Genomic DNA, 20,707 nt, shown 5'->3' with positions numbered 1-20,707 from the left:
TAGCGGTATAAAGAAGGGACCCGGCGGGCTATCTGATGGATAGTCCGCCGGGTCCCTCTTTATATTTATTGTTTCATCGCATTATAATGAACCTTATCTGTATCTTGTATATACTTCATCAGCGTTTTTGCATATTGTATAATCTTTGATTTTCCATCAACACTTGCTATGCGATGTGACCCAACATTGATATCACTCAAAAAAGTACTCAATTTAGAACGATAATTGTTACTAATTAAACCCTTTTTAGCATCACCCTCAGCTATTGACAATTCATAAATATCCACAATTCTATCAATGTTATTATACTGAGGAAGGAGAACACTCCTACTCTTAAATGATAGATATTCTTCAAATACCCTTCGCATGCTATTTAATGAGTGGTTTTCTTGACACTCAGTGATATCCGACAAATCTTTTAACTTGCTAATTTCATAGATTTCCTTAAATAATCTTGCATACGAACCTGTTGTTTCTTTCTCACCCATGATTCGAATAGTTGTACAGAGCTGACCCAAATCGTTCATCTGCTTGTAAACTTCAAACTGCTCCGAGATATCTTGATTCCTATGGTAACTCAGCACAGTATAATCCTCCCAAGAATGACTTAGAATAAAAATTTGTTTTTTCAACCCCAATTTTTCTTTACATCCTTCTTTATATTCTCTCCCAACCATATTAGCTAAACCAATGACCATATTTAAAATATACAACTTATTCCCCTCATCCAAACTAGATACAGGGTCATCGATAACAATGACTTCAATATCATCCTTTATAACTTCAAGATGTTCATCATCAAACAAGGTATAGTAAAAATACATGAGAGACAATACGTGCTTCTCCCCCTCACTAACATCGTGAATCGAAATATTTTCACCTTGATTATTTTTAATTAAATATTTTCCACTATTAATGTCTTCCTCATGCAAGCGAAATGGCATTCCAATGTTTTTAAGTTCACTATTGAGGTATTCCATAAATTTCCTATACCGCGACACCTTCCTTTTTATAGCGTCCCTCTCCTCGATCTTCTCGGATATCAAGATTTCATATTCTTTATTGTTTTCCACACAATTCTCTATTTTCTCAACATTAAGTTTCAAACTACCCTCATTTAATTCGTTTAGAACTCCTTGGGCGACACTCTTCTTTTCATACTCTTCGATATTATTAACATATTTATGATATTTTTTCTTCTCGTCTGCCATGGTTGTACGCATTGCATCTAGAGCAGAACGCATATCCCGATATCCATCGCTATATTTTTTAGAGATTTCTGCCAGCTTTTGACAGTTGATTGACGCCTCAGGAGAATTTAATTTCCTACCCAATAATTCACCCAACACACCGCACATATCATCAGTATCTAGATTAATTGATACATTTAGTTCAATGCCGCTTTTTTGAGCCAGCTCCAAGAGGCGAGTATAAGCAGATTCATAACTTTTTATGTTATCCTTAAACTCTTTTTCCAAACGATTCAAGGCAGACTGGTCTCTCGACCATTCCTGATTTCTATAGGAATTATATTTTTCCTCTATTTCTGCAATATTAATTTCATTACTACTACAGAATTTACATTCATCACCTTCATTATGGATTCTTAAACCATCGGCTATCCAATCAAGAATATCCCTAGGCATGGATGCACCGATTTTATATTCTTTTTCCAAAATAGAAATAACTTTATCAAAATCAAAAGAATCTCCAGATAAGCCAGGAAGATTTGAGGTCAACCTCTCCAGCAAAGTAATCCTCTTATTCGCCTCGTCAATCCCGCACGACAGAATATTATCTACATCTTCGAGAGTGTCCGTGCTAACACTGTTATTAAGATCTCGACTATATATTTCTTTTAACTTATTAATCCATTCGGAACCATTTTCATAAGCCTCAAGTTTAATGGATTTATTCCTAATTTTAGAGTCTTTCTTATTTTCATCAAAGATGGATTTAATTTTATTTTTAATTACTTCAGAATTGGAAACTATATCTTTGTTATTGATTTCAATTTTACCTTTAATCTCTTCTATCTCACTCTCAATCTTTGCAATTTTATTTTTAGTATCGATATTCTCTGAACCAAATGTTGCCTCGACACCGGAAATTAGATTTGGATTAGATTCAAAAAGGAGATTTTCTCGCGTATAATCTGCATTAAATAGGGCCACCCCCTTGCCTAGACTATTTCCTTTCTCGCTGATCCCTCGCGCCAAGCTACTCTTACCGGCACCATTATTTCCATATATATAATTAACCCCCCAAAAAGGAGTACTTTTATTTGTAAAATTAACAAAAGATTTGGAGGTATAGTTCTCCAAATACTCTACGCAAACCACTGGTTTATTTTTTGCCACTGCAGAATCCTCTCAGTCTAAAAATTTGAATAATAATAAGATATCTACTACTTTTCGATAAAGATCCCTTCCAAATCTGTGGATAATACGCTCGGCAACATAAATGCCTGAAGAGCCCTTATGATGCACCCAGACGTCCTTATCCGAATCGTACAATTACCGGCACCTCCGAACGGCAACGAACGTTAGCGCCATCACTTACATTAGCATGACGATACTCACCCGGACTAGGGAAAACTCCCCTCACAACACAACTTTCTGCGCCCACCCACACTTCCCCACTCTCGCCTCCTCAAAGCGCACAAAGAAACCACCCCCTCCGCAGCCTGTCGCCGCAGAGGGTCTATATATAGGCTCGGTGCCAGTTCACTAGCTTAGCTGGCCACAGTCAACTGCAGTCAGCCCGCACCGGCCACAGCTACCAGAACGTGCTGCAGCTGCTGGAACGCACCACCCGCTAAAAGGCTGAGCGCATAGCGGTATAAAGAAGGGACCCGGCGGGCTATCTGATGGATAGTCCGCCGGGTCTCTTTTTGGTGACTTAAAGTATCTCGTAGAAATCGATAACCCTGTATTATTGCTAGTCAGGAACCCTATGAGGGTCTCATCTGGATTATTCACTCACGACGGCAGCGAAGGAGCACCGTGTCTATCACCCCGACTACTGTTCAGCTATATACAACTCTTTGGGAGGGCGATGTTGTAGAGCGTGTTACTTACCAGCTCTATAACCGAAATATCACGATTGATAAGCTCCCCCGCACTCTGCTTGAGAAATACAAAGACGAAGAGGAACTGCACTTCTCCGGTATCTACTTCCTCACGAATTCCTCAACAAACGGCCCCCGTCTATACATTGGTCAGGCGGCAAAACGCCTGAACGGAAACGGTCTCATCGGCCGTATTCGTGAGCATGACCGTTACAAGGATTTCTGGGATACCGCATTTCTGATTACTTCCACCGACAATTCTTGGGAAGCGACAGAGCTCAACTATCTGGAAAGCGCGTTCTGCCGTGAGGCTCAGAAGGTTGGTAGCTATAGCCTGGAGAATGGCATTATCCCCTTCGCCGGAAATATCGGAAAAGTGAAGAAAGCAATTCTGCGTTCTCTCGTGCTTGAAGTTCTACTGATGCTACGCGCGAGTGGTCACCGCATGTTTGAGCCCACCACCTCTAAGAAGGCTAAGTCGACGGGTACAGAGGTAACGGCGAATGCGCCGGCTGTTGGTTCTTCTACTATTTCTCAATCGGAAGAAGCTCAGCTCCCTGCCATTTTGACTGATGCGGTATTCCGTATTAAGCGCAAGGAGTTGAAGCATCCGGCTCGCGCGCGGATTGTCAATATCTCTGGTACTCGTGTGGGCGTTGAGGTATTTGAGGGTGAGATTCTGCCTGTGCGTGCGCCAAAGAAGGCAGAGACCCGTTACCTGAAGGATTTGGAGGCATTGGAGGCTACCCGCGCCGAGCAGGTTGCCGCCGGCCACCTCGAGGGGTTGAAGATCGTAAAGCCGATTGAGTTTACTAGTCAGTCTGCTGCTTCTCGTTTTGTTCTGGGTGGCGCTTCGAGCGGTAATGCAGATTGGGTTTTGGAAACTGATCCGAACATTTCGCTGGGTGTGTTCCTGCAGAACCTTGAGGGTTCTCAGAGCTAATCCCCTGTTTACTGTGTATGAAAAGACCCGGCGGATACTACTTCTGTAGTACCCGCCGGGTCTTCTAATAGTTTTAGGATTACCCCGCCTAATTGCTCTCACTGTGGAAGAGACGAGCATGAAGCTCCCCGTCAGCCTCGGTCACAATGATGACCGGCTTACCGCCCGCAACCTTGCGTGCGCGGCGGAGCACATCAGCCTCTTCTTCGCCGGGAGCAGCGGGAATAACATGACACTCCCCTCCTGCCTTCTGCGCAGTGAGCGCTACGAGTGCCTGGTGTTCTGGATTGCGGCGGGCAGACAGGTTGAAGCGTCCCGCGATGCGAGCTCGTTCTTTCATCACTTCGATGCTTGCCATTCTTCAATCCTTTCAAAATACACTTCAACAGCAAAGTCTACTACTTCTTCGTGGACGAACTTTGCTTCCCGAAAAACCCGGCGGGCTATCTGATGGATAGCCTGCCGGGTCCTTTTTGTCAGTTGCAGCACCTATTTTCGACTATTAAATAGTCCAATAATCAATACTGCTATCGAGACGCCGTAGAGAATTCCAAGCACTAGGTCGCTGACATTTGACACTACGTTCAAGATAATTGCCAGGATCAAGAACAGCATCCCAACAGGAACATACTTATTCGACTTCATACGCTCGTGCTCCCTCAATAATCAACAGCGATACATTATTTTCAGAACCATCCAGCTACCCATTTTCTGAATGACTATGGACGTTCGCCTTACTACCACGCTAGCACTCTGGAGCTAAAAACTAGCCCGCGACACAACTTTCTGCACCCAACCACACTCCCCTACTCTCGCCTCCTCAATGCATACAAAAACCACCCCCTCCGCAGTTCATTGTCGCCACAAAGGGGGTGGTTTTCTATATGGCTAGGTTAGAAGCCTAAACCGCTACTACTCAGCAGCCTCGGTGCTGGGCTTGGGGTCTTCGTTCACGCGGTTGCGGATATGCTCCACAATACGTGCCACAGCCTCATCCACGGGCACGCCGTTCTCCTGCTTGTTGCCGCGGAAACGGAACGAAACAGCGCCGTGCTCCGCATCCTCACCGCCAGCAATCAGAATGAACGGAACCTTCTCAGTAGACGCAGTACGAATCTTCTTCGTGAAACGATCCGAACCGTAATCCACCTCAACACGCACACCGTGCGCACGCAGCTTGTCCGCAATCTCGGTCATGTAGTCGTTGAACGCCTCAGCCACCGGCACACCAATAACCTGAACCGGCGACAGCCAAGCCGGGAACGCACCCGCATAGTGCTCAGTCAGCACACCCAGGAAGCGCTCAATCGAGCCGAACTTCGCCGAGTGAATCATGACCGGCTCCTGCACGGTACCGTCAGCAGCCTGGTACTCCAGACCGAAACGGCTCGGCTGGTTGAAATCGTACTGAACAGTCGACATCTGCCAGGTACGGCCAATCGCGTCCTTCGCCTGAACCGAAATCTTCGGGCCGTAGAACGCAGCACCACCCGGATCCGGGACGAGCTCCAGGCCGGTCTCCTTCGCAACCTGCTCCAGAACCGCGGTAGCCTCTTCCCACTGCTCATCAGTACCGATGAACTTATCCTTCTTATCACCCTCAGTGTCGCGGGTCGACAGCTCAAGGTAGAAGTCGGTCATGCCGAAGTCCTCAAGCAGGCTCAGCATGAACTTCAGCAGGTGACGCACCTCGTCCGGTGCCTGCTCCTTGGTCACATACGAGTGCGAGTCGTCCTGGGTAATCATGCGCACACGGGTCAGGCCCTGCAACACGCCGGACTTCTCATCACGGTACACGGTGCCGAACTCAAAGAAACGCAACGGCAACTCACGGTACGAGCGGCCACGAGAACGGTAAATCTCGTTGTGCATCGGGCAGTTCATAGCCTTCAGGCGGTAGTTACCGTTATCCAGCTCCATGGGCGGGAACATGCCGTCCGCATAGTACGGAAGGTGACCGGAAGTGTAGAACAGGTCTTCCTTCGAAATGTGCGGGGTGCTGACGTACTGGAAACCCTCCTGAATATGGCGGGTGCGCACGTAATCTTCCATCTCGCGCTTAATCACGCCACCCTTAGGGTGAATCACCGGCAGGCCGGGACCAATGTTCTTCGGGAAGGAGAACAGGTCCAGCTCACGGCCCAGACGGCGGTGGTCGCGGCGCTCCGCCTCAGCGATGCGCTCCTTGTACGCCACCAGCTCTTCCTTAGTCGGCCATGCGGTACCGTAAATACGCTGCAGCATGGGGTTCTTCTCAGAACCGCGCCAGTACGCGCCACCGGCACGCATCAGGGCGTAGCCGTTAGCGATCAGCTTGGTGTTCGGCAGGTGCGGGCCGCGGCAGAGGTCCTTCCAGACGGTCTCGCCGGTCTTCGGGTGCACGTTGTCGTAGATGGTGATTTCACCCTCGCCGACCTCCACGGATGCGCCCTCGGCAGCGTCCGCGCCAGAACCGGGGCCCTGGGTCAGGGAGAGCAGCTCCAGCTTGTACGGCTCGTTCGCCATCTCGGCGACAGCCTCGTCGTGGGTGACCACGCGGCGGCGGAACAGCTGACCGGACTTGATGATCTTAATCATCGACTTCTCGATCTTCTTCAGATCTTCCGGGGTGAACGGCTCAGCCACATCAAAGTCAAAGTAGAAGCCGTCAGTAATGTACGGGCCAATGCCCAGCTTGGCGTCCTTGCGGTACTCCTGCACCGCCTGCGCCATCACGTGCGCGGCAGAGTGGCGCAGAACGTTCAGGCCGTCCGGTTCGTGAATGAAAACCGGCTCAACGGAGTCGCCAGCAGACAGCTCGTGGGAGAGATCAACAAGCACGGCGTTCACGCGTGCCACAACGATCTTCGGGTCGTCAGCGAACAGCTCAGCGGCAGTCTTCGCGGTGACCTCGCGCTCCTCACCAGAAACGCTAATAACAATTGCTGAAGAATCAGCGGCAGACATAAGTCTCCTTAACTCAGGCGCAAGCGTGCCACTCGGGGCGCCGCCGGTGCGCATACTATTCCGCACTGTACTGGTGCACGGACACACACCATCTTACAACGGCTCCCAGGCAACGCTCAGCTTGAGGGCAAACTAGTCCGCATGATGCTCACGCGTATGCTCATACACGTCAACCACAATGTGGCTAATATGGTCGTCCTTCAGGCGGTAAATGGTGGTGCGGCCCTGCTGCTCACGGTCAATCACGTGCGCCTCACGCAGGATGCGCAAGTGGTGCGAGGCGAGCGGCTGCGAAATACCCAGGCAGGTGTGCAGTTCACTCACGCTGTGCGGGCGGTGCATCAGGTGGTGCGCAATCGCCAGGCGCAGCGGGTTCGCGAGCGCCGAGAAAATCGCGACGGATCCGCCGAACTGTTCCTCCCAGTCTTTGGGGCTGTTGCCTTCGAGGAGGGGCGCGTTGGTGGGCGCCTCGTGGGTATGGTCCGATGCATGCTCGTGGGCATGGTCAGTGTGGGTGGTGTTAGTTTCGGTCTGGTCTGTGTGCTGGCTCTGAGTCATAGTATTTTCACCTTATGTACAGGAAAGGGGGCACGTCAAGGAAGTTACGCCTGTGCGGCGTGCTTTCTTGACGTGCCCCTCTCCCCTATGTGCACTAATACTGCAGGTGCGTCCGGCTAGCGGTTAGCGACTGCCACCTGCAGGTAACCTTCAGCGGACTTTACGCCCTTGTCAGTCACTGCGCGGTAGCGGACCAGCGGTGCGAAGCCCTGCTTATTCTTAGCAGATACCGCGATGCCCTGGGTGCCGTCGGGCAGGGTCACCACACGGTAGGTGCCGTATTCGTCGCTGTATGCGCTGACGGCCTGGCCGCGCTGGTTGAGCAGCTCGAGCTTCTTCACGGTTTCGCCGCGGCTGTATGCGCCGAAGGATGCTTCGTCGTTGTTCAGGACAGCCACGTTCTGGGTGGTGCCCGAGTACAGGGAGACGGAGTCCTCACGCGCGATGGGGCTGTTCTTATCGACCACGTGAACCTTCAGCGGGATCGAGTACAGCTGCGCGGCGGAGCCCCTCTTCGCCTTCACATCAGACATGCGTGCGGGTGCCTTGCCGGTGCGGTTCACGGTGATGTTCGTGCCGTTGTCGCGGCGCAGATCCCAGGTGGTGCCGGTAACGTCGTGGGTGTTCAGGTCGATCGAGTAGGTGCCGGTCTTGCCGTTGGAGGCAAAGCGGATGCCGGTCTCCGCGCTGGAGAACTGGCCGCCAGCAGTGTTGACCTTCTCCTTGTTGACCCAGCGGCTGGGGCGGAAGTTCGGGGTCTGCTGGATTTCCTGGAAGTTGTAGTCGCGCGCGTAACGGTAGTTCGGGGAAACCTTGTGCGACTGGTGAACACTCTGCGCGACTGCGGTCTCGCCGGAGTAGACGGTGGCGTGGTGCTCGGCGGGCTGGTAGAACACGCCGGAGCCGGTGCCGGTCTTACCGTAGGAATCCGAGGGGTACTTGAACTTCACGGCGTCCGAAGCCTGGTTCACTGCCGCGTTCTGAGTCTCGGCGTCGCTGATGCGCACGGCCTTGGGGGTGCGCACGGCGGAGCGGCGCACGGTCACGGGGCGTGCAATCTTGTGCGCGTCAGCGTTCGAGTCGGCAGCCTGGTTGTTGCTCTGCGGCAGAACCTGGGTGCCCTCGCGGCGTGCAGTGTTCTCAGCGGACTCGGTGTAGTTCACGGGCATCCACTGCACCTGCTGCCAGGGGAACTGGTTGCCGGTGAAGCCGCTGGGCACGAAGTTCGCGAACATTGCCGCCAGCTGCGGGTCTTCCTTGTACACGTTCTTACCCTGGCGGGCGTAGGGCGCGTAGGAGCTTGCCGCCTCCAGGTTGAATGCGTTGGTGAAGAGGTTGTGGTCCGTGAGGATGAAGCCGTATTCCTTCATTGCGGTCAGGATCATGCGGGTGAGCTGGTCGTCAGCGTGGCCGGTGTTTGCCAGGTGCTCTTCCACATCAAAGCTTGCGGGCAGGAAGCCACGCTGACCTGCGCGGGGTGCGTTCGGGTACTTGCTCGCGTCAATCTTGCCGTCGGTACCCTTCGCGGGGAAGGAGGAGACCAGTGCAGCGTAGTCAGCCGCGGTGATGGACACCATGTGGTTGATCTTGCCGGCCTTGAGCTCGTCCACACCAATCTGGGTGAGCTCATTTGCCAGGCCCACCACGGAGGAGGTGCCGTTCTTGAGGGTCAGCCAGTAGTTGTCTTCGCCCACGCCGCCGAAGTTCGGCTTAGCGAGCATGTAACCGCCGGAGGACACGTGGTAGGTTGCCGGGTAGTCAACCGCCACGGGAATGTCCACGGTGCCGCGGGTGCCTGCGGGAATCTTGTAGGTAATCTCGCCGGTGGTCTCGTTGATGGACGCGCCGGGCACGTTCTTCGCCAGGCGGAACTTCGCACCGCGAGCAATCGGGTAGGAGGTGCGGGCGTTGCCGGACTTCACGTCAATGCTGACGGGCGCCTTGATGGTGACGGTCTGGCCTGCGTTGCCGTGGCCAACGTTGTCGTACTGAATCTTGGCGCTCTTGGGGGTGGACGCGTTGCCGCCGCCGACCTGCACACGGGCGGCGCTGGTGTAGGTCTGTGCGTCTGCATCCTTGACGAACTTGAAGTAGGAGCGCCAGATGCCGGTCGCCTCGTCGTACAGGGCGACGGACTGGTCGCCGGAGAGGCCGTGGTCCTCGGCAAGCCAGTTCGGGATCGGGATGCCGCCGGTGAGGATGCGCTTGTTCTCTGCGTTGGCGTTGACGCGGCCATCGCGGGAGACAACCTCGACGTACTCCTGGTGCGGGTTCGCGGAGTTCACGGCGAGGGTCGGGATATTCTCGTGGCCGCCGACGGTCTGGGTGCGAATCTTCTTGAGGGTACCGCCGTTGATGGCGGTGGTGACGGGGTGGTTGCCCGCATCGCCGCTGTATTCGAGGAAGGTGCGGCTAATTTCGCTGCTGTTGGGCGCGACGGCTTCGGTGCCGGTGAGCTTCTGGGCTGCGAAGGAGTCGCTGGCGAGCTTGCCACTCAGGGGCGAGGTGTTCTCGGTGGTGGTCAGCTGCTCCTTGGTGAGGGAGGAGTTGACGGGTGCGAGAGTGTCGATGGTCTGTGCCTGCTGGTCGGGGTTCCAGTAGCAGGTCGGACCGGGCGCGACGTTGGTGATGTTAGCGAGGGTCGGCACGGTGCGGTAGCCTGCGTCGACGCAGGTGGTACCGGATACGTTACGGGTGGAGGCGGTGGCACCGAAGGTCGCGGGGAGGTTCGCGCCGGTGATGACGGTTGCCAGTGCTGCGGAGGCAGCGATGGTGGCACGGCGGCGGTTTGCCGGGCGCTGTGCCGGGTTTTTGGTTGCAGTTGTGGTCATGTTTTTCTTCCGTTCGTGTCGGCTTGTTTGAGTGAGTGCGTTTGTATGAACAAACACGGACGTGAGTGAAATATGCATCTGAGGGTGTGCCCGGGTGGGTCCCGATCTTCTGGCAGGAATTCTCAGGAAACTCTCAGATAATCCCCATACCCTACATAGTCTTTTGGGCGAACGCAAAACGAGTTTGTGATTTGGGGCACCGATTTTTTGATAAAGGTTCAGGTTTAGACTCATATTTCTTTACACCTGTGTGCATTGATAGATGTTCAGGTTTTCGGAATTTGCACCGCAGTGTTTATGCTTTACCCCTAGTCAAGCGAGTATAGCTTCAGAAAAACGAAAAATGCGCACGGGAAACTAAACCCTCAACCTCAAAGTTCCCGGAATGACGCGCCAAAACGGTCTGTTGAATTTCTCACACCTGACCACAATTTGGGATTCCGCACCAAAGGTAGATATGGTCTCAGTCACTGAAACAGGGGCTTCTGTGAGCCCCGTCAACCATTTTTGAGTCGCAATCACCACCGGGAGCACCCCCTTGTTTCACCCCTATAGACCCACAAAACCCACCCAAAACCCTAAAATTCACGTAAAAGTTCAAAGTTTCTATGTGTTTGTCAGTGTGTAACCATGCATGCACCACACTCCCCCACGCAGGACGCCCTTCATTGTACATTCCAAGAATTCCAAGCCGCCCACCGGGAGCTTTAGAAAGCATAGAAACACCCCGCATGCGCCTCAAAAACACATGCGGGGTGCATAGATATTCATTTGTGGGTGCCTTGCGGTGCACCCAATAGCAGGTGCCGCACCCGCCTCCGTGGGTTCAGGTGGGTTCAATAGCGATTACTCACAGAGCTACCGGATAGCTACAGGGCGCCCGCCTCCGAGCAGACATTCACCAGCTCACCAATGCCCTCAATACGGGTGCGCACCGTCTGACCCGGCTTCAACCACTGACGCGGATGTAGCGACAAACCAACCCCAGCCGGGGTACCCGTCGCCACCAGGTCACCCGGCTCCAGGGTCATAAACCGCGAAATATAGGACAGCAGCTGCGCCGGGGTAAACACCATATCCGCCGTCGTGCCGCGCTGACGCACCACGCCGTCCACCTCACAGACCAGCTCCAGACCGGCAACCGGGTCAACCTCATCGGGGCTCACAATCACCGGACCAAACGGAGTCATCGCATCCCAGTTCTTACCCTGGAACCACTCCGAGGAACGGCCCTGCCAGTCACGCACCGACACATCATTCATGACCGTGTACCCCATCAGAGCCTCAAGCGCCTGCTCCTCCGTGGCGTTACGCAGGCGAGCGCCCACGACCAGGCAGAGCTCAACCTCCCAGTCGACCTTCGTGCTGCCGGTGCCGTCGGCGGCGGGCATGCGGATCTGCTCACCGGGCCCAATCAGCGCGTTCGGGAACTTCGCGAACAGCGCCGGATGCTCGGGCACCTCAAGGTTCATTTCCGCGGCGTGGTCGCGGTAGTTCAGGCCGGCGCACACAATCTTGCCGGGCTTATCCAGCGGGCGAATAAAGGGTAGGGAGTTCCACAACTCCTCGCCGTGGCCCATGACGGTCGCGCCGTTCTCCTTCAGGATCGCCACGGCGTTCTTCGGGTCGCCAAAGTTCAGGCGGAACCGGCTGTAGAAATTCAGTAGCGGGCTGAGCTTCGCCGGAAGTTCGTACACGGTCTCTTCAAAGAAGCAGACCGCGCGGCTGCCCTTCGAGTCTTTAATCTGCGCCCAACGCATGGATGCTCCTTCGCTTCAGGTGGGGGTAGTTCGGGGTGGGTTAGGGGTAAAAGTCAGAAATAAAACAACCTAGTGAAAACCGTTTTGGGCGTACACCTCAACGATGGCGTCTTCCAGGTCTTCCATGAGCAGGGCAGGGTTTGCGTCCTGCGCCGCGCCAACCGTGGTGGGGTCCAGGTCCATGCCGAGGGCACGGTACACATCCGCGGTGACCGCCCGCAGGGGTGCAGAATCAGAGACCACGATGCCGGTGCTAAACCACCAGCCGCCGGTCACCACACGCTGGGCGGTGCCGACCAGTTTAATGCGGCCGCCACCTGCGGAGGCGGGAAGCTGCGCGTGCACCGAATACTCGCCGGGGCAGTACTCCCCCGGGATTTCACCCATGCGCGCATCCACGCCGACTTCGCGTAGCGCCTGCGCGTACATGGAACCGAAGAGTTCGTAGCGTAGGGTGTTGCCGCTGCGGGCGTCGGTGGCGGGCTGAAAATGGTCCACGACCAGGCACCCCTGATGGTAGGCGGCGGCGTGCCCACCGACCTTGCGCACCAGCACCTCAAAGCCGTGCTCGGCGCACGCCGCGGAGGCCTCCGCGAAGCCGGGGTTCAGTTCGTCACGGCGGCCGAACGCAACCGTCGGGTTCGGCTGATACATGCGCAAGGTGGCTTCACGCTGCCCGCTTGCCACCTCGCGGAGCATCTGCACCGTCTGGTCGTGGTGAATGAGGATATCGCCGGATTCGGGGCCGGTCTCTCGAATAATCTGCACGTTCCTATTTTACGGTTACGCCCGTCACTACGGTGCATGGTCGGTGGGGCGTCTCAGGAGCGACCTGTAGGCGCCCCAGAGGCAGCCCGGAAGTAGTTCAGGAGGCGGCACTCCCCCGCTACGCCTCACGCCGATTCCCTCTGAATCTGTGCAAAGTCATCGCCGACGCCCCGCGGAATCCCAGCCGCCGATACACCCCGCCATATTCACATTTTTTATGCCGATTTTCTTCACTCCGTGAATCCAAACCATTACGATTAAAAGACTACGTGGCATCCCACACGTTGCCATAAGTACACAACACAGCATGACAACGCAGAAGAAACGCACACACCGTGGCGGAACCACCCACCACGGACCAAACTGTACGTTTCACATAAGGAGTACGGACATGACACAGTCCACCAACACAGCAGCAGCCGCTGCCCCCAGCCAGGAGGTGAGCGCAGCCCGCAAACAGCGAAACAAGCTGATTCTGCACGTTGCCATCATCGTAGCCGTCACCCTCGCCATCTGGTTCGTTCCCGCCCCCGAAGGCGTCGACCCGCGCGGCATGCACATGCTCGCCATCTTCGTCGGCACCATCCTCGGCCTGATCCTGCAGCCGCTGCCGACCCCGTCCGTGGCGCTCGTCGGCCTGGGCGCCGCAATGATTACCGGCACCATGGCGGCAAAGAACGAGGCACTGACCGGCTTCGGTAACTCCTCCATCTGGATTATTGTTGCCGCGTTCTTCATCGCCGACGGCTTCCTCATCACCGGCCTGGGCAAGCGCATCGCACTGCTGTTCGTGCGTGCGCTCGGCAAGTCCTCCCTCGGTCTGTCCTACGGTATGGCAATCACCGACCTGGTTCTCGCCCCCGCCACCCCCTCCAACACTGCGCGTGCTGGTGGCGTGATTTACCCGATTATCCGTTCCCTCTCCGAGGTCAACGGCTCCACCAACGAAACCCCCGAATCACGCCGTAAGCTCGGCTCCTACCTGCTCATGACTGAGGCGCAGGTCAACACCATCACCTCCGCCATGTTCCTGACCGCAATGGCGGGCAACCCGCTAGCGCAGAAGTTCGCGCACGACCGCGGCATCAACCTCGACTGGGGCACGTGGGCGCTCGCCGCTATCGTTCCCGGTCTTGCCGCGCTGATTGTGATGCCGTGGATCATGTCGAAGATTTACCCGCCGACCATCAAGAAGACCCCGGACGCACCCGAGCACGCCCGCCAGGAACTGCACGAAATGGGCCCCATGAGCTCCAAGGAATGGATTATGCTCGGCACTTTCGTGCTGCTGCTGGTCCTGTGGATTACCGGCACCGCCCTGGGTATTGACGCCACCAGCGCCGCATTCTTCGGCATCGCAATTCTGCTGGTGACTAAGGTCCTGACATGGAAGGACATGGCGAAGAACTCCAGCGCATGGTCCACCCTCATCTTCTTCGCCGTGCTCGTCGGCATGGCAGACCACCTGAAGAAGCTCAAGGTCGTCGACTGGATCGGTCAGCAGGCGGCGCACAGCGTCAGCGGCATGGCATGGCCCATGGCGTTCGCGATTCTGGTTCTGGCGTACTTCTTCATCCACTACATGTTCGCTTCGAACACCGCCCAGATTGTTGCACTATACGCAGTATTCCTCGGTGCGGCGGTAGCTGCCGGTGTTCCGCCGATGTTCGCGGCGCTGTTCCTCGGCTTCATGGGCAACCTGATTGGCGGCATCACCCACTACGCCTCCGGCCCGGCGGGCGTGTACTACGGTTCCGGCTACTTCAGCGTGGGCGAATGGTTCAAGATCGGCTTCATGGCGGCTATCGTGAACCTCGTCGTCTGGGGTGCGGTCGGTACCGCGTGGCTGTTCGCGCTCGGCTTCGCCAACTAATAGCGCAGGCCCCGCGGCGGCCTAGCTCAGCGTAAAAGCGCTGTAGAAAGCCCGGTGTTCTCACGTGAATTTTCGTGTAAGAACACCGGGCTTTTGCGCGCCCGCTAACGTCCCAAAACAGCGCATAACCTAGCAATCCCCCACCCCCTCCGCTAGGGTAGAAGAAAGACCTAAAGCACCTTGGAGGATGCCGTGCATCAGGACCAGCACATCCCCGCCCAGACTACCTCTTTGCCCAACTCCAACCCGGCGCTGACCGAGCCGCAGCCGCTCGGCGCGTTCCCTGACGGGTTCCTCTTCGGAGGCGCCACCGCCGCCAACCAGTTCGAAGGCGCCTGGAACGAAGACGGCAAGGGCCCCAGCCTGCAGGATGTGCTGCCCGCCGGCGGCCTGCACCCGCGCACCGCGGAACCCACCGAGGACAACCTCAAGCTGGAAGGCATCGACTTCTACCACCGCTACCGCGAAGACATCGCCCTGCTCGCGGAGATGGGTTTCAAGGTCTTCCGCTTCTCCATCGCCTGGTCGCGTATCTTCCCCCGCGGCGACGAAGAAACCCCGAACGAGGCGGGCCTCGCTTTCTACGACCGCGTGCTTGACGAGCTCGAAAAGCACGGCATGGAACCGCTCATCACCCTCAGCCATTACGAAACCCCGCTACACCTGGTGGAGCAGTACAACGGCTGGACCAGCCGCGAACTCATCGGCTTCTACGAACGCTACGCCCGCACCGTGTTCGCCCGCTACGGCAAGCGCGTGAAGTACTGGCTGACCTTCAACGAAATCAACTCGATGCTGCATCTGCCGTTCATGTCCGGCGGCATTAACACCCCGGCGGATCAGCTCAGCGATGCAGACCTGTACCAGGCGATGCACCACGAGCTGGTCGCCTCCGCACGCGCCACCGCTGCGGCACGCGAACTGGCACCCGGCGCGCAGGTCGGCTGCATGATTCTTGCCATGCCCACCTACCCGCTCACCCCCGACCCCGCCGACGTACTCGCCGCCATGCAGACGGAACAGGCGAACTTCGCATTCGGTGACGTGCACGTGCGCGGCGCATACCCCGGCTACTTCCTGCGTGCCCTGCGTGAGAAGGGCGTGGAGCTGAACATCACCGAGCAGGACCGCGAGGACCTGAAGAACACTGTGGATTTCGTGTCGTTCAGCTACTACATGTCCACCTGCGCGACCGGCGACCCGGCACGAGGCGAGCGCGGCGAGGGCAACATCCTCGGTGGCGTGGCGAACCCGACCCTGCCCTCCAGCGAATGGGGCTGGCAGATCGACCCGACCGGCCTGCGCGTGGTCCTCAACCAGTATTGGGACCGCTGGCAGAAGCCGCTATTCATCGTGGAGAACGGCCTGGGCGCCCGCGACGAACTGGTTGAGGTGAACGGTGAGCTCACCGTGGAGGATGACTACCGCATCGACTACCTGCGCCAGCACCTGCGCGCGGTGCGTGAAGCCATCGAGGACGGCGTGAACGTGCTCGGCTACACCACATGGGGCTGCATCGACATGATTAGCGCCTCGACCGCGCAGATGTCCAAGCGCTACGGGTTCATCTACGTGGACCGCAACGACGATGGCTCCGGCACCCTGGAGCGCTACCGTAAGAAGTCCTTCCACTGGTACCGCGAGGTGATTGCCAGCAACGGCGCGGAGCTGTAACCGGTCAGGTTCTACCCCCGCCCCGCGAAACTAGCACGCGAAATTCACGGCGCGTGAAACTCAGGCCCCCTCGTAAGCCTGAGCCCCGCGAAACCAGCGACAAAAGGCCCCCGAGACTCTGAATCTCGGGGGCTTTTGCGCATGTCCGTTATGCCTAGCGCGGGCAAATCTAGTCTGTAAGCAAACCTAGTCCATGGGCAGGTCATTCAGGCTGGTCGAGACGTACTCCCACCAGGTCGGCACCAGCCCGGCGTTCATCGCGACCCTCTGCGAGAGGATGTGCGAGGGGCTCGTACCGTAGAACGGCAGGTACCCTTCCGCCAGGGTCAGACGTGCGGCATCACGCACCAGCACGCTGGCGATGCCGGCGCCGCGCCAGGCGGGCAGCACATCGATACCGATTTGGCGCATTATCGGCGAATCGTCGCTCACACCCACGAGGGCGATAGGGTCTGCGAGCGCAGGGTCGCTCTCCCCCGCCGCGGGTACATCAGCTGCATCCTCTTCCACCGGGTATGCGGCGAGCACCAGCACATCCGGGCGGGTCACGCTAAAGCCCAGCGCGTTCGAGTAGCGCTTATCCCCGCGGAAACGCTCAATCTGCTCAGCGTCCAGCAGCTCCACGCGCAGGCGGGTTACGCGCGTCTCGGTGTCCTCCGGGTCAACCTCAAGGGCACCGGCGGAGGCATTTGCTTCCCTACGAATAGTGCGCTCGCCGGTGATTTCGGCAAGTAGCGCTGCCTTCAGCTCGGCGGGGTCAACGCGACGCATCATACCCACACCGGGCACGGCACACTTGACCTCCTGCGCCTGCACGCCCTCCGGTACGACCGAGTTCAGCAGGGCGCGGCCGGGCGTGTAGTAGATACTCGTGCCGCTGACCTGCTGGGTGTAGGGGGTGAGCAGTTCGTTGAGCTGGCGAAGCTGCGCGTAGTCGCCCAACCAGTTCGACTGGTCGCCGAGCATGTAGTCAATCGCCTTCTCCAGCACACGCGGATGTTTGGCGCAGAGAATGCCAACGCTCGCGTAGTTGGCGACGCGCAACTCCCAGATGTCGTCGTTGCGGCGGCGTGCGGCACCCATCTTCTCGGAGGGAGGCTGCACGGTGGCGAGCAGCGGCAGGCTCTCGGCATCCGGGTAGTCGCGCAGCTCTTCGAGGGCGCGGCTAATCGACCCGGGCGCCTGGCAGAAGTCCGCCTCAAGCTGGGTGTGCAGGATGTGCCGGGCACGGTCCGCAGTGGTCACAGCGCCACGATTCACAACACCCCGGTTCACAGTGTCTCGGCGCGCGCCAAAGCCCGCAGCACCCGCAGAGCGCTCGGCTCCCGAGTTAGGTTCAGTTCCTTGAGTATCAGTCACGTAGGTTTCCTCTAGTTCAAGCTCTCGGCTAGCTCAGGATCTCAGCAAGGAACGCGCCGGTGTGCGAGCCCTTCACCTGAGCCACCTGTTCCGGGGTGCCTTCGGCGATGACGGTGCCGCCGCCGCTACCGCCTTCGGGGCCCATGTCGATGATCCAGTCGGCGCACTTGACCACGTCTAGGTTGTGCTCGATGGTGATGACGCTATTGCCCTTGTCAACCAGCGATTGCAGCACGGCGAGCAACTTGCGGATGTCCTCAAAGTGCAGGCCGGTGGTCGGCTCGTCCAGCACGTAGATGGAGCGGCCGTTGGAGCGTTTCTGCAGTTCGGTTGCAAGCTTCACGCGCTGCGCTTCACCGCCGGAGAGGGTGGTTGCGGGCTGACCCAGGCGAATGTAGCCCAGGCCCACGTCCACGAGGGTGTTCAGGTGGCGCGCAATCGGGGTGAATGCGGCGAAGAACTCTGCGGCTTCTTCCACGGGCATTTCGAGTACGTCGGCGATGGTCTTGCCCTTGTAGTGCACTTCGAGGGTTTCGCGGTTGTAGCGCTTGCCGTGGCAGGTTTCGCAGGGTACGTACACGTCCGGCAGGAAGTTCATTTCAATCTTCAGGGTGCCGTCGCCGGAGCAGTCCTCGCAGCGGCCACCCTTGACGTTGAAGGAGAATCGGCCGGGGGTGTAGCCGCGCATTTTCGCTTCGCTGGTCTCTGCGAACAGCTTGCGGATGTGGTCGAACACGCCGGTGTAGGTGGCGGGGTTCGAACGCGGGGTGCGGCCGATGGGCGACTGGTCCACGTGAATGACCTTGTCCAGGTGTTCCAGGCCGTCGATGCTCTTGTGGCGGCCGGGTACCTGCTTGGCGCCGTTGAGCTTGTTCGCCAGGGAGGTGTACAGAATGTCGTTGACGAGGGTGGATTTACCCGAGCCGGACACACCGGTCACCGCCGTGAATACGCCCAGCGGGAAGGACACAGTCACGTTCTTGAGGTTGTTTTCGCGGGCGCCGCGCACGGTCAGCTGGCGCTTCTTGTCCACGGGGCGGCGGGATGCGGGCACCTCAATGCTGCGGCGGCCAGCCATGTAGTCGCCGGTAATGGACTTGGTGTTCTTCAGCAGCTCCTCAAAGCTGCCGGAGTGCACGATTTCGCCGCCGTGCTCGCCGGCACCGGGTCCTACGTCCACGATCCAGTCGGCTTCGCGCATGGTGTCTTCGTCGTGCTCAACCACGATAAGCGTGTTGCCCATGTCGCGCAGCTTGGTCAGGGTTTCAATGAGGCGGCGGTTATCGCGCTGGTGCAGGCCGATGGAGGGCTCGTCGAGCACGTAGAGCACGCCGACCAGGCCCGAACCAATCTGGGTTGCGAGGCGGATGCGCTGCGCCTCACCGCCGGAGAGCGTACCGGCGGAGCGTGAGAGGGTCAGATAATCCAGGCCAACGTCCAGCAGGAACTGCAGGCGCGCGTCAATTTCTTTGAGGACCTGCTCGCCAATCTTGGCTTCGCGGGCGCTGAGCTGCAGTCCGCGCACGAAAGCGAGCGCGTCAGCCAGGGACAGGTCGGTGATGTCTGCGATGGACTGGCCTCCGACCTTCACGCCGAGGATGGTCGGGTTCAGGCGCGCGCCGCCGCAGGAGGGGCAGGCGACCTGGCGCATGTACTGTTCGTAGCGGTCGCGGGCAAAGTCCGATTCGGTTTCTTCGTGCTTGCGCTTGATGTACGCCTTCACGCCTTCGAATCCGGAGGTGTAGCGGCGTTCGCGGCCGAATCGGTTGCGGTAGGACACCTCAACCTTGTAGTCCTTGCCGTCCAGGATCGCGGCGCGGGTCTTGGCGGGCAGGTCCTTGAAGGGGGTGTCCAGGTCGAAGCCGAGTTCCTCCCCCAGGCCTGCGAGCAGGCGCAGCCAGTATTCGGTGGTTGCTTTGCCCTGTGACCAGGGGGCGATAGCGCCCTCGCCGAGGGTCAGGTCGGGGTTGGGCACGAGCAGTTCGGTGTCTACTTCCAGGCGCGAGCCGATGCCGTCACAGGCGCTACACGCGCCGAACGGCGAGTTGAAGGAGAAGGCGCGCGGCTCGATGGTGTCGATCTGCAGCGGGTGGTTGTTGGGGCAGGCGAGGTGTTCGCTGAAAGAGCGGGTGCGTTCGGGGTCGTCCTGCTCGCGGTCCACGAAATCGATGAGCACGCGGCCGTCGGCGAGCTTGAGCGCGGTTTCGATGGAGTCGGTCAGGCGCTGGTGAATACCGTCCTTAATGACGATGCGGTCGACGACCACCTCGATGGTGTGCTTGTACTGCTTAGTGAGCTTGGGCGGATCGGAGAGCTGCACGGTTTCACCGTCCACGCGGGCGCGCGAATAGCCCTGGGTCAGCAGGTCCTTGAAGAGGTCAACGAACTCGCCCTTACGTGCGCTGACGACGGGCGCGAGGATCTGCAGGCGGGTGCGTTCGGGGTACTCCTGCAGAATGTCCACGATCTGCTGCGGGGTCTGCTGGGTGATTTCTTCGCCGCATTCGGGGCAGTGCGGGTGGCCGATGCGCGCCCAGAGCAGACGCATGTAGTCGTAGATTTCGGTGATAGTACCGACGGTCGAGCGCGGGTTTTTGGAGGTGGACTTCTGGTCGATGGACACCGCCGGCGAGAGGCCTTCGATGAAGTCTACGTCGGGCTTGTCGACCTGGCCCAGGAACATACGCGCATAGGAGGACAGCGACTCAACGTAGCGGCGCTGACCTTCCGCAAAGATGGTATCGAAGGCGAGGGAGGACTTACCGGAACCGGAGAGGCCGGTGAAGACGACCATCGCATCGCGCGGGATGGTCAGGTCTACGTTCTTGAGGTTGTTTTCGCGGGCACCCTGAACCCGGATGCTGGTCAGGTCGTTCGCTTTGAGTGCGGTGCTTCCGTGTGCCGGGCGGGGTGTCATCGAAAATC

Annotated in this window: 12 protein-coding genes; 3 read left to right on the top strand and 9 right to left on the bottom strand. The window is 57.5% G+C overall.

The annotated features are described in order from the left end of the window. Positions 1 to 65: 65 nt before the first annotated feature. Positions 66 to 2,360 (bottom strand): AAA family ATPase, encoded by a 2,295-nt coding sequence (locus tag HMPREF2894_RS05985; protein WP_083309913.1) that lies wholly within the window; start codon positions 2,358 to 2,360, stop codon positions 66 to 68. 645 nt (positions 2,361 to 3,005) lie between these two features. On the opposite strand from HMPREF2894_RS05985, the gene HMPREF2894_RS05980 reads away from it, so the two are divergent. Then, a complete protein-coding gene (locus HMPREF2894_RS05980) occupies positions 3,006 to 4,013 on the top strand; it encodes a GIY-YIG nuclease family protein (RefSeq protein ID WP_070678242.1) in 1,008 nt (335 codons plus the stop codon). A gap of 88 nt (positions 4,014 to 4,101) precedes the next feature. Here HMPREF2894_RS05980 and HMPREF2894_RS05975 read toward each other — a convergent pair whose 3' ends face one another. From HMPREF2894_RS05975 to HMPREF2894_RS05950, 6 genes are all read right to left on the bottom strand, one after another. Continuing rightward, the gene (locus HMPREF2894_RS05975; protein WP_070678239.1) at positions 4,102 to 4,371 is read right to left on the bottom strand and encodes an aminotransferase; all 270 of its coding nucleotides are present in this window, start codon (positions 4,369 to 4,371) and stop codon (positions 4,102 to 4,104) included. Positions 4,372 to 4,925: 554 nt separating this feature from the next. After that, positions 4,926 to 6,959, bottom strand: coding sequence for a threonine--tRNA ligase (gene thrS, locus HMPREF2894_RS05970; protein WP_070678237.1), 2,034 nt, complete (start codon positions 6,957 to 6,959; stop codon positions 4,926 to 4,928). Positions 6,960 to 7,091: 132 nt separating this feature from the next. Continuing rightward, positions 7,092 to 7,517, bottom strand: a complete 426-nt coding sequence (locus HMPREF2894_RS05965; RefSeq protein WP_070678235.1) for an ArsR/SmtB family transcription factor — start codon at positions 7,515 to 7,517, stop codon at positions 7,092 to 7,094. 116 nt (positions 7,518 to 7,633) lie between these two features. Beyond that, on the bottom strand, positions 7,634 to 10,348 hold the full coding sequence (locus HMPREF2894_RS05960; RefSeq protein WP_070678233.1) for a Rib/alpha-like domain-containing protein: 2,715 nt from the start codon (positions 10,346 to 10,348) through the stop codon (positions 7,634 to 7,636). 869 nt (positions 10,349 to 11,217) lie between these two features. Then, on the bottom strand, positions 11,218 to 12,108 hold the full coding sequence (locus HMPREF2894_RS05955; RefSeq protein ID WP_005505816.1) for a fumarylacetoacetate hydrolase family protein: 891 nt from the start codon (positions 12,106 to 12,108) through the stop codon (positions 11,218 to 11,220). A gap of 69 nt (positions 12,109 to 12,177) precedes the next feature. Beyond that, positions 12,178 to 12,876, bottom strand: coding sequence for a lipoate--protein ligase family protein (locus HMPREF2894_RS05950; RefSeq protein WP_070678231.1), 699 nt, complete (start codon positions 12,874 to 12,876; stop codon positions 12,178 to 12,180). A 391-nt stretch (positions 12,877 to 13,267) separates the two neighbouring features. On the opposite strand from HMPREF2894_RS05950, the gene HMPREF2894_RS05945 reads away from it, so the two are divergent. Continuing rightward, the gene (locus tag HMPREF2894_RS05945) at positions 13,268 to 14,749 is read left to right on the top strand and encodes an anion permease (protein ID WP_070678230.1); all 1,482 of its coding nucleotides are present in this window, start codon (positions 13,268 to 13,270) and stop codon (positions 14,747 to 14,749) included. 192 nt (positions 14,750 to 14,941) lie between these two features. After that, positions 14,942 to 16,423, top strand: coding sequence for a glycoside hydrolase family 1 protein (locus HMPREF2894_RS05940; protein WP_070678439.1), 1,482 nt, complete (start codon positions 14,942 to 14,944; stop codon positions 16,421 to 16,423). Positions 16,424 to 16,609: 186 nt separating this feature from the next. On the opposite strand, the gene HMPREF2894_RS05935 is transcribed toward HMPREF2894_RS05940, so the two are convergent. Together HMPREF2894_RS05935 and uvrA are read right to left on the bottom strand one after the other, a co-directional pair. After that, on the bottom strand, positions 16,610 to 17,782 hold the full coding sequence (locus HMPREF2894_RS05935; RefSeq protein WP_070593375.1) for a GNAT family N-acetyltransferase: 1,173 nt from the start codon (positions 17,780 to 17,782) through the stop codon (positions 16,610 to 16,612). A gap of 28 nt (positions 17,783 to 17,810) precedes the next feature. Next, positions 17,811 to 20,699: an excinuclease ABC subunit UvrA gene (gene uvrA, locus HMPREF2894_RS05930; protein WP_070678227.1), complete on the bottom strand. Its 2,889-nt coding sequence runs from the start codon at positions 20,697 to 20,699 to the stop codon at positions 17,811 to 17,813. Between the last annotated feature and the right edge of the window lie 8 nt (positions 20,700 to 20,707).

The sequence above is a fragment of the Rothia sp. HMSC066G02 genome, assembly GCF_001813145.1.
Taxonomy (GTDB): Bacteria; Actinomycetota; Actinomycetes; order Actinomycetales; family Micrococcaceae; genus Rothia.
Note: the sequence above shows the minus strand (reverse complement) of the source record. Positions and strands in the feature narration are given on the sequence as shown.

Excerpts from the sequence above, each read along its gene's own strand:
- HMPREF2894_RS05960 (WP_070678233.1), bottom strand. The coding sequence starts at position 10,348 with ATGACCACAACTGCAACCAAAAACCCGGCACAGCGCCCGGCAAACCGC.
- uvrA (WP_070678227.1), bottom strand. The coding sequence starts at position 20,699 with ATGACACCCCGCCCGGCACACGGAAGCACCGCACTCAAAGCGAACGAC.
- thrS (WP_070678237.1), bottom strand. The coding sequence starts at position 6,959 with ATGTCTGCCGCTGATTCTTCAGCAATTGTTATTAGCGTTTCTGGTGAG.
- HMPREF2894_RS05955 (WP_005505816.1), bottom strand. The coding sequence starts at position 12,108 with ATGCGTTGGGCGCAGATTAAAGACTCGAAGGGCAGCCGCGCGGTCTGC.
- HMPREF2894_RS05965 (WP_070678235.1), bottom strand. The coding sequence starts at position 7,517 with ATGACTCAGAGCCAGCACACAGACCAGACCGAAACTAACACCACCCAC.
- HMPREF2894_RS05945 (WP_070678230.1), top strand. The coding sequence starts at position 13,268 with ATGACACAGTCCACCAACACAGCAGCAGCCGCTGCCCCCAGCCAGGAG.
- HMPREF2894_RS05975 (WP_070678239.1), bottom strand. The coding sequence starts at position 4,371 with ATGGCAAGCATCGAAGTGATGAAAGAACGAGCTCGCATCGCGGGACGC.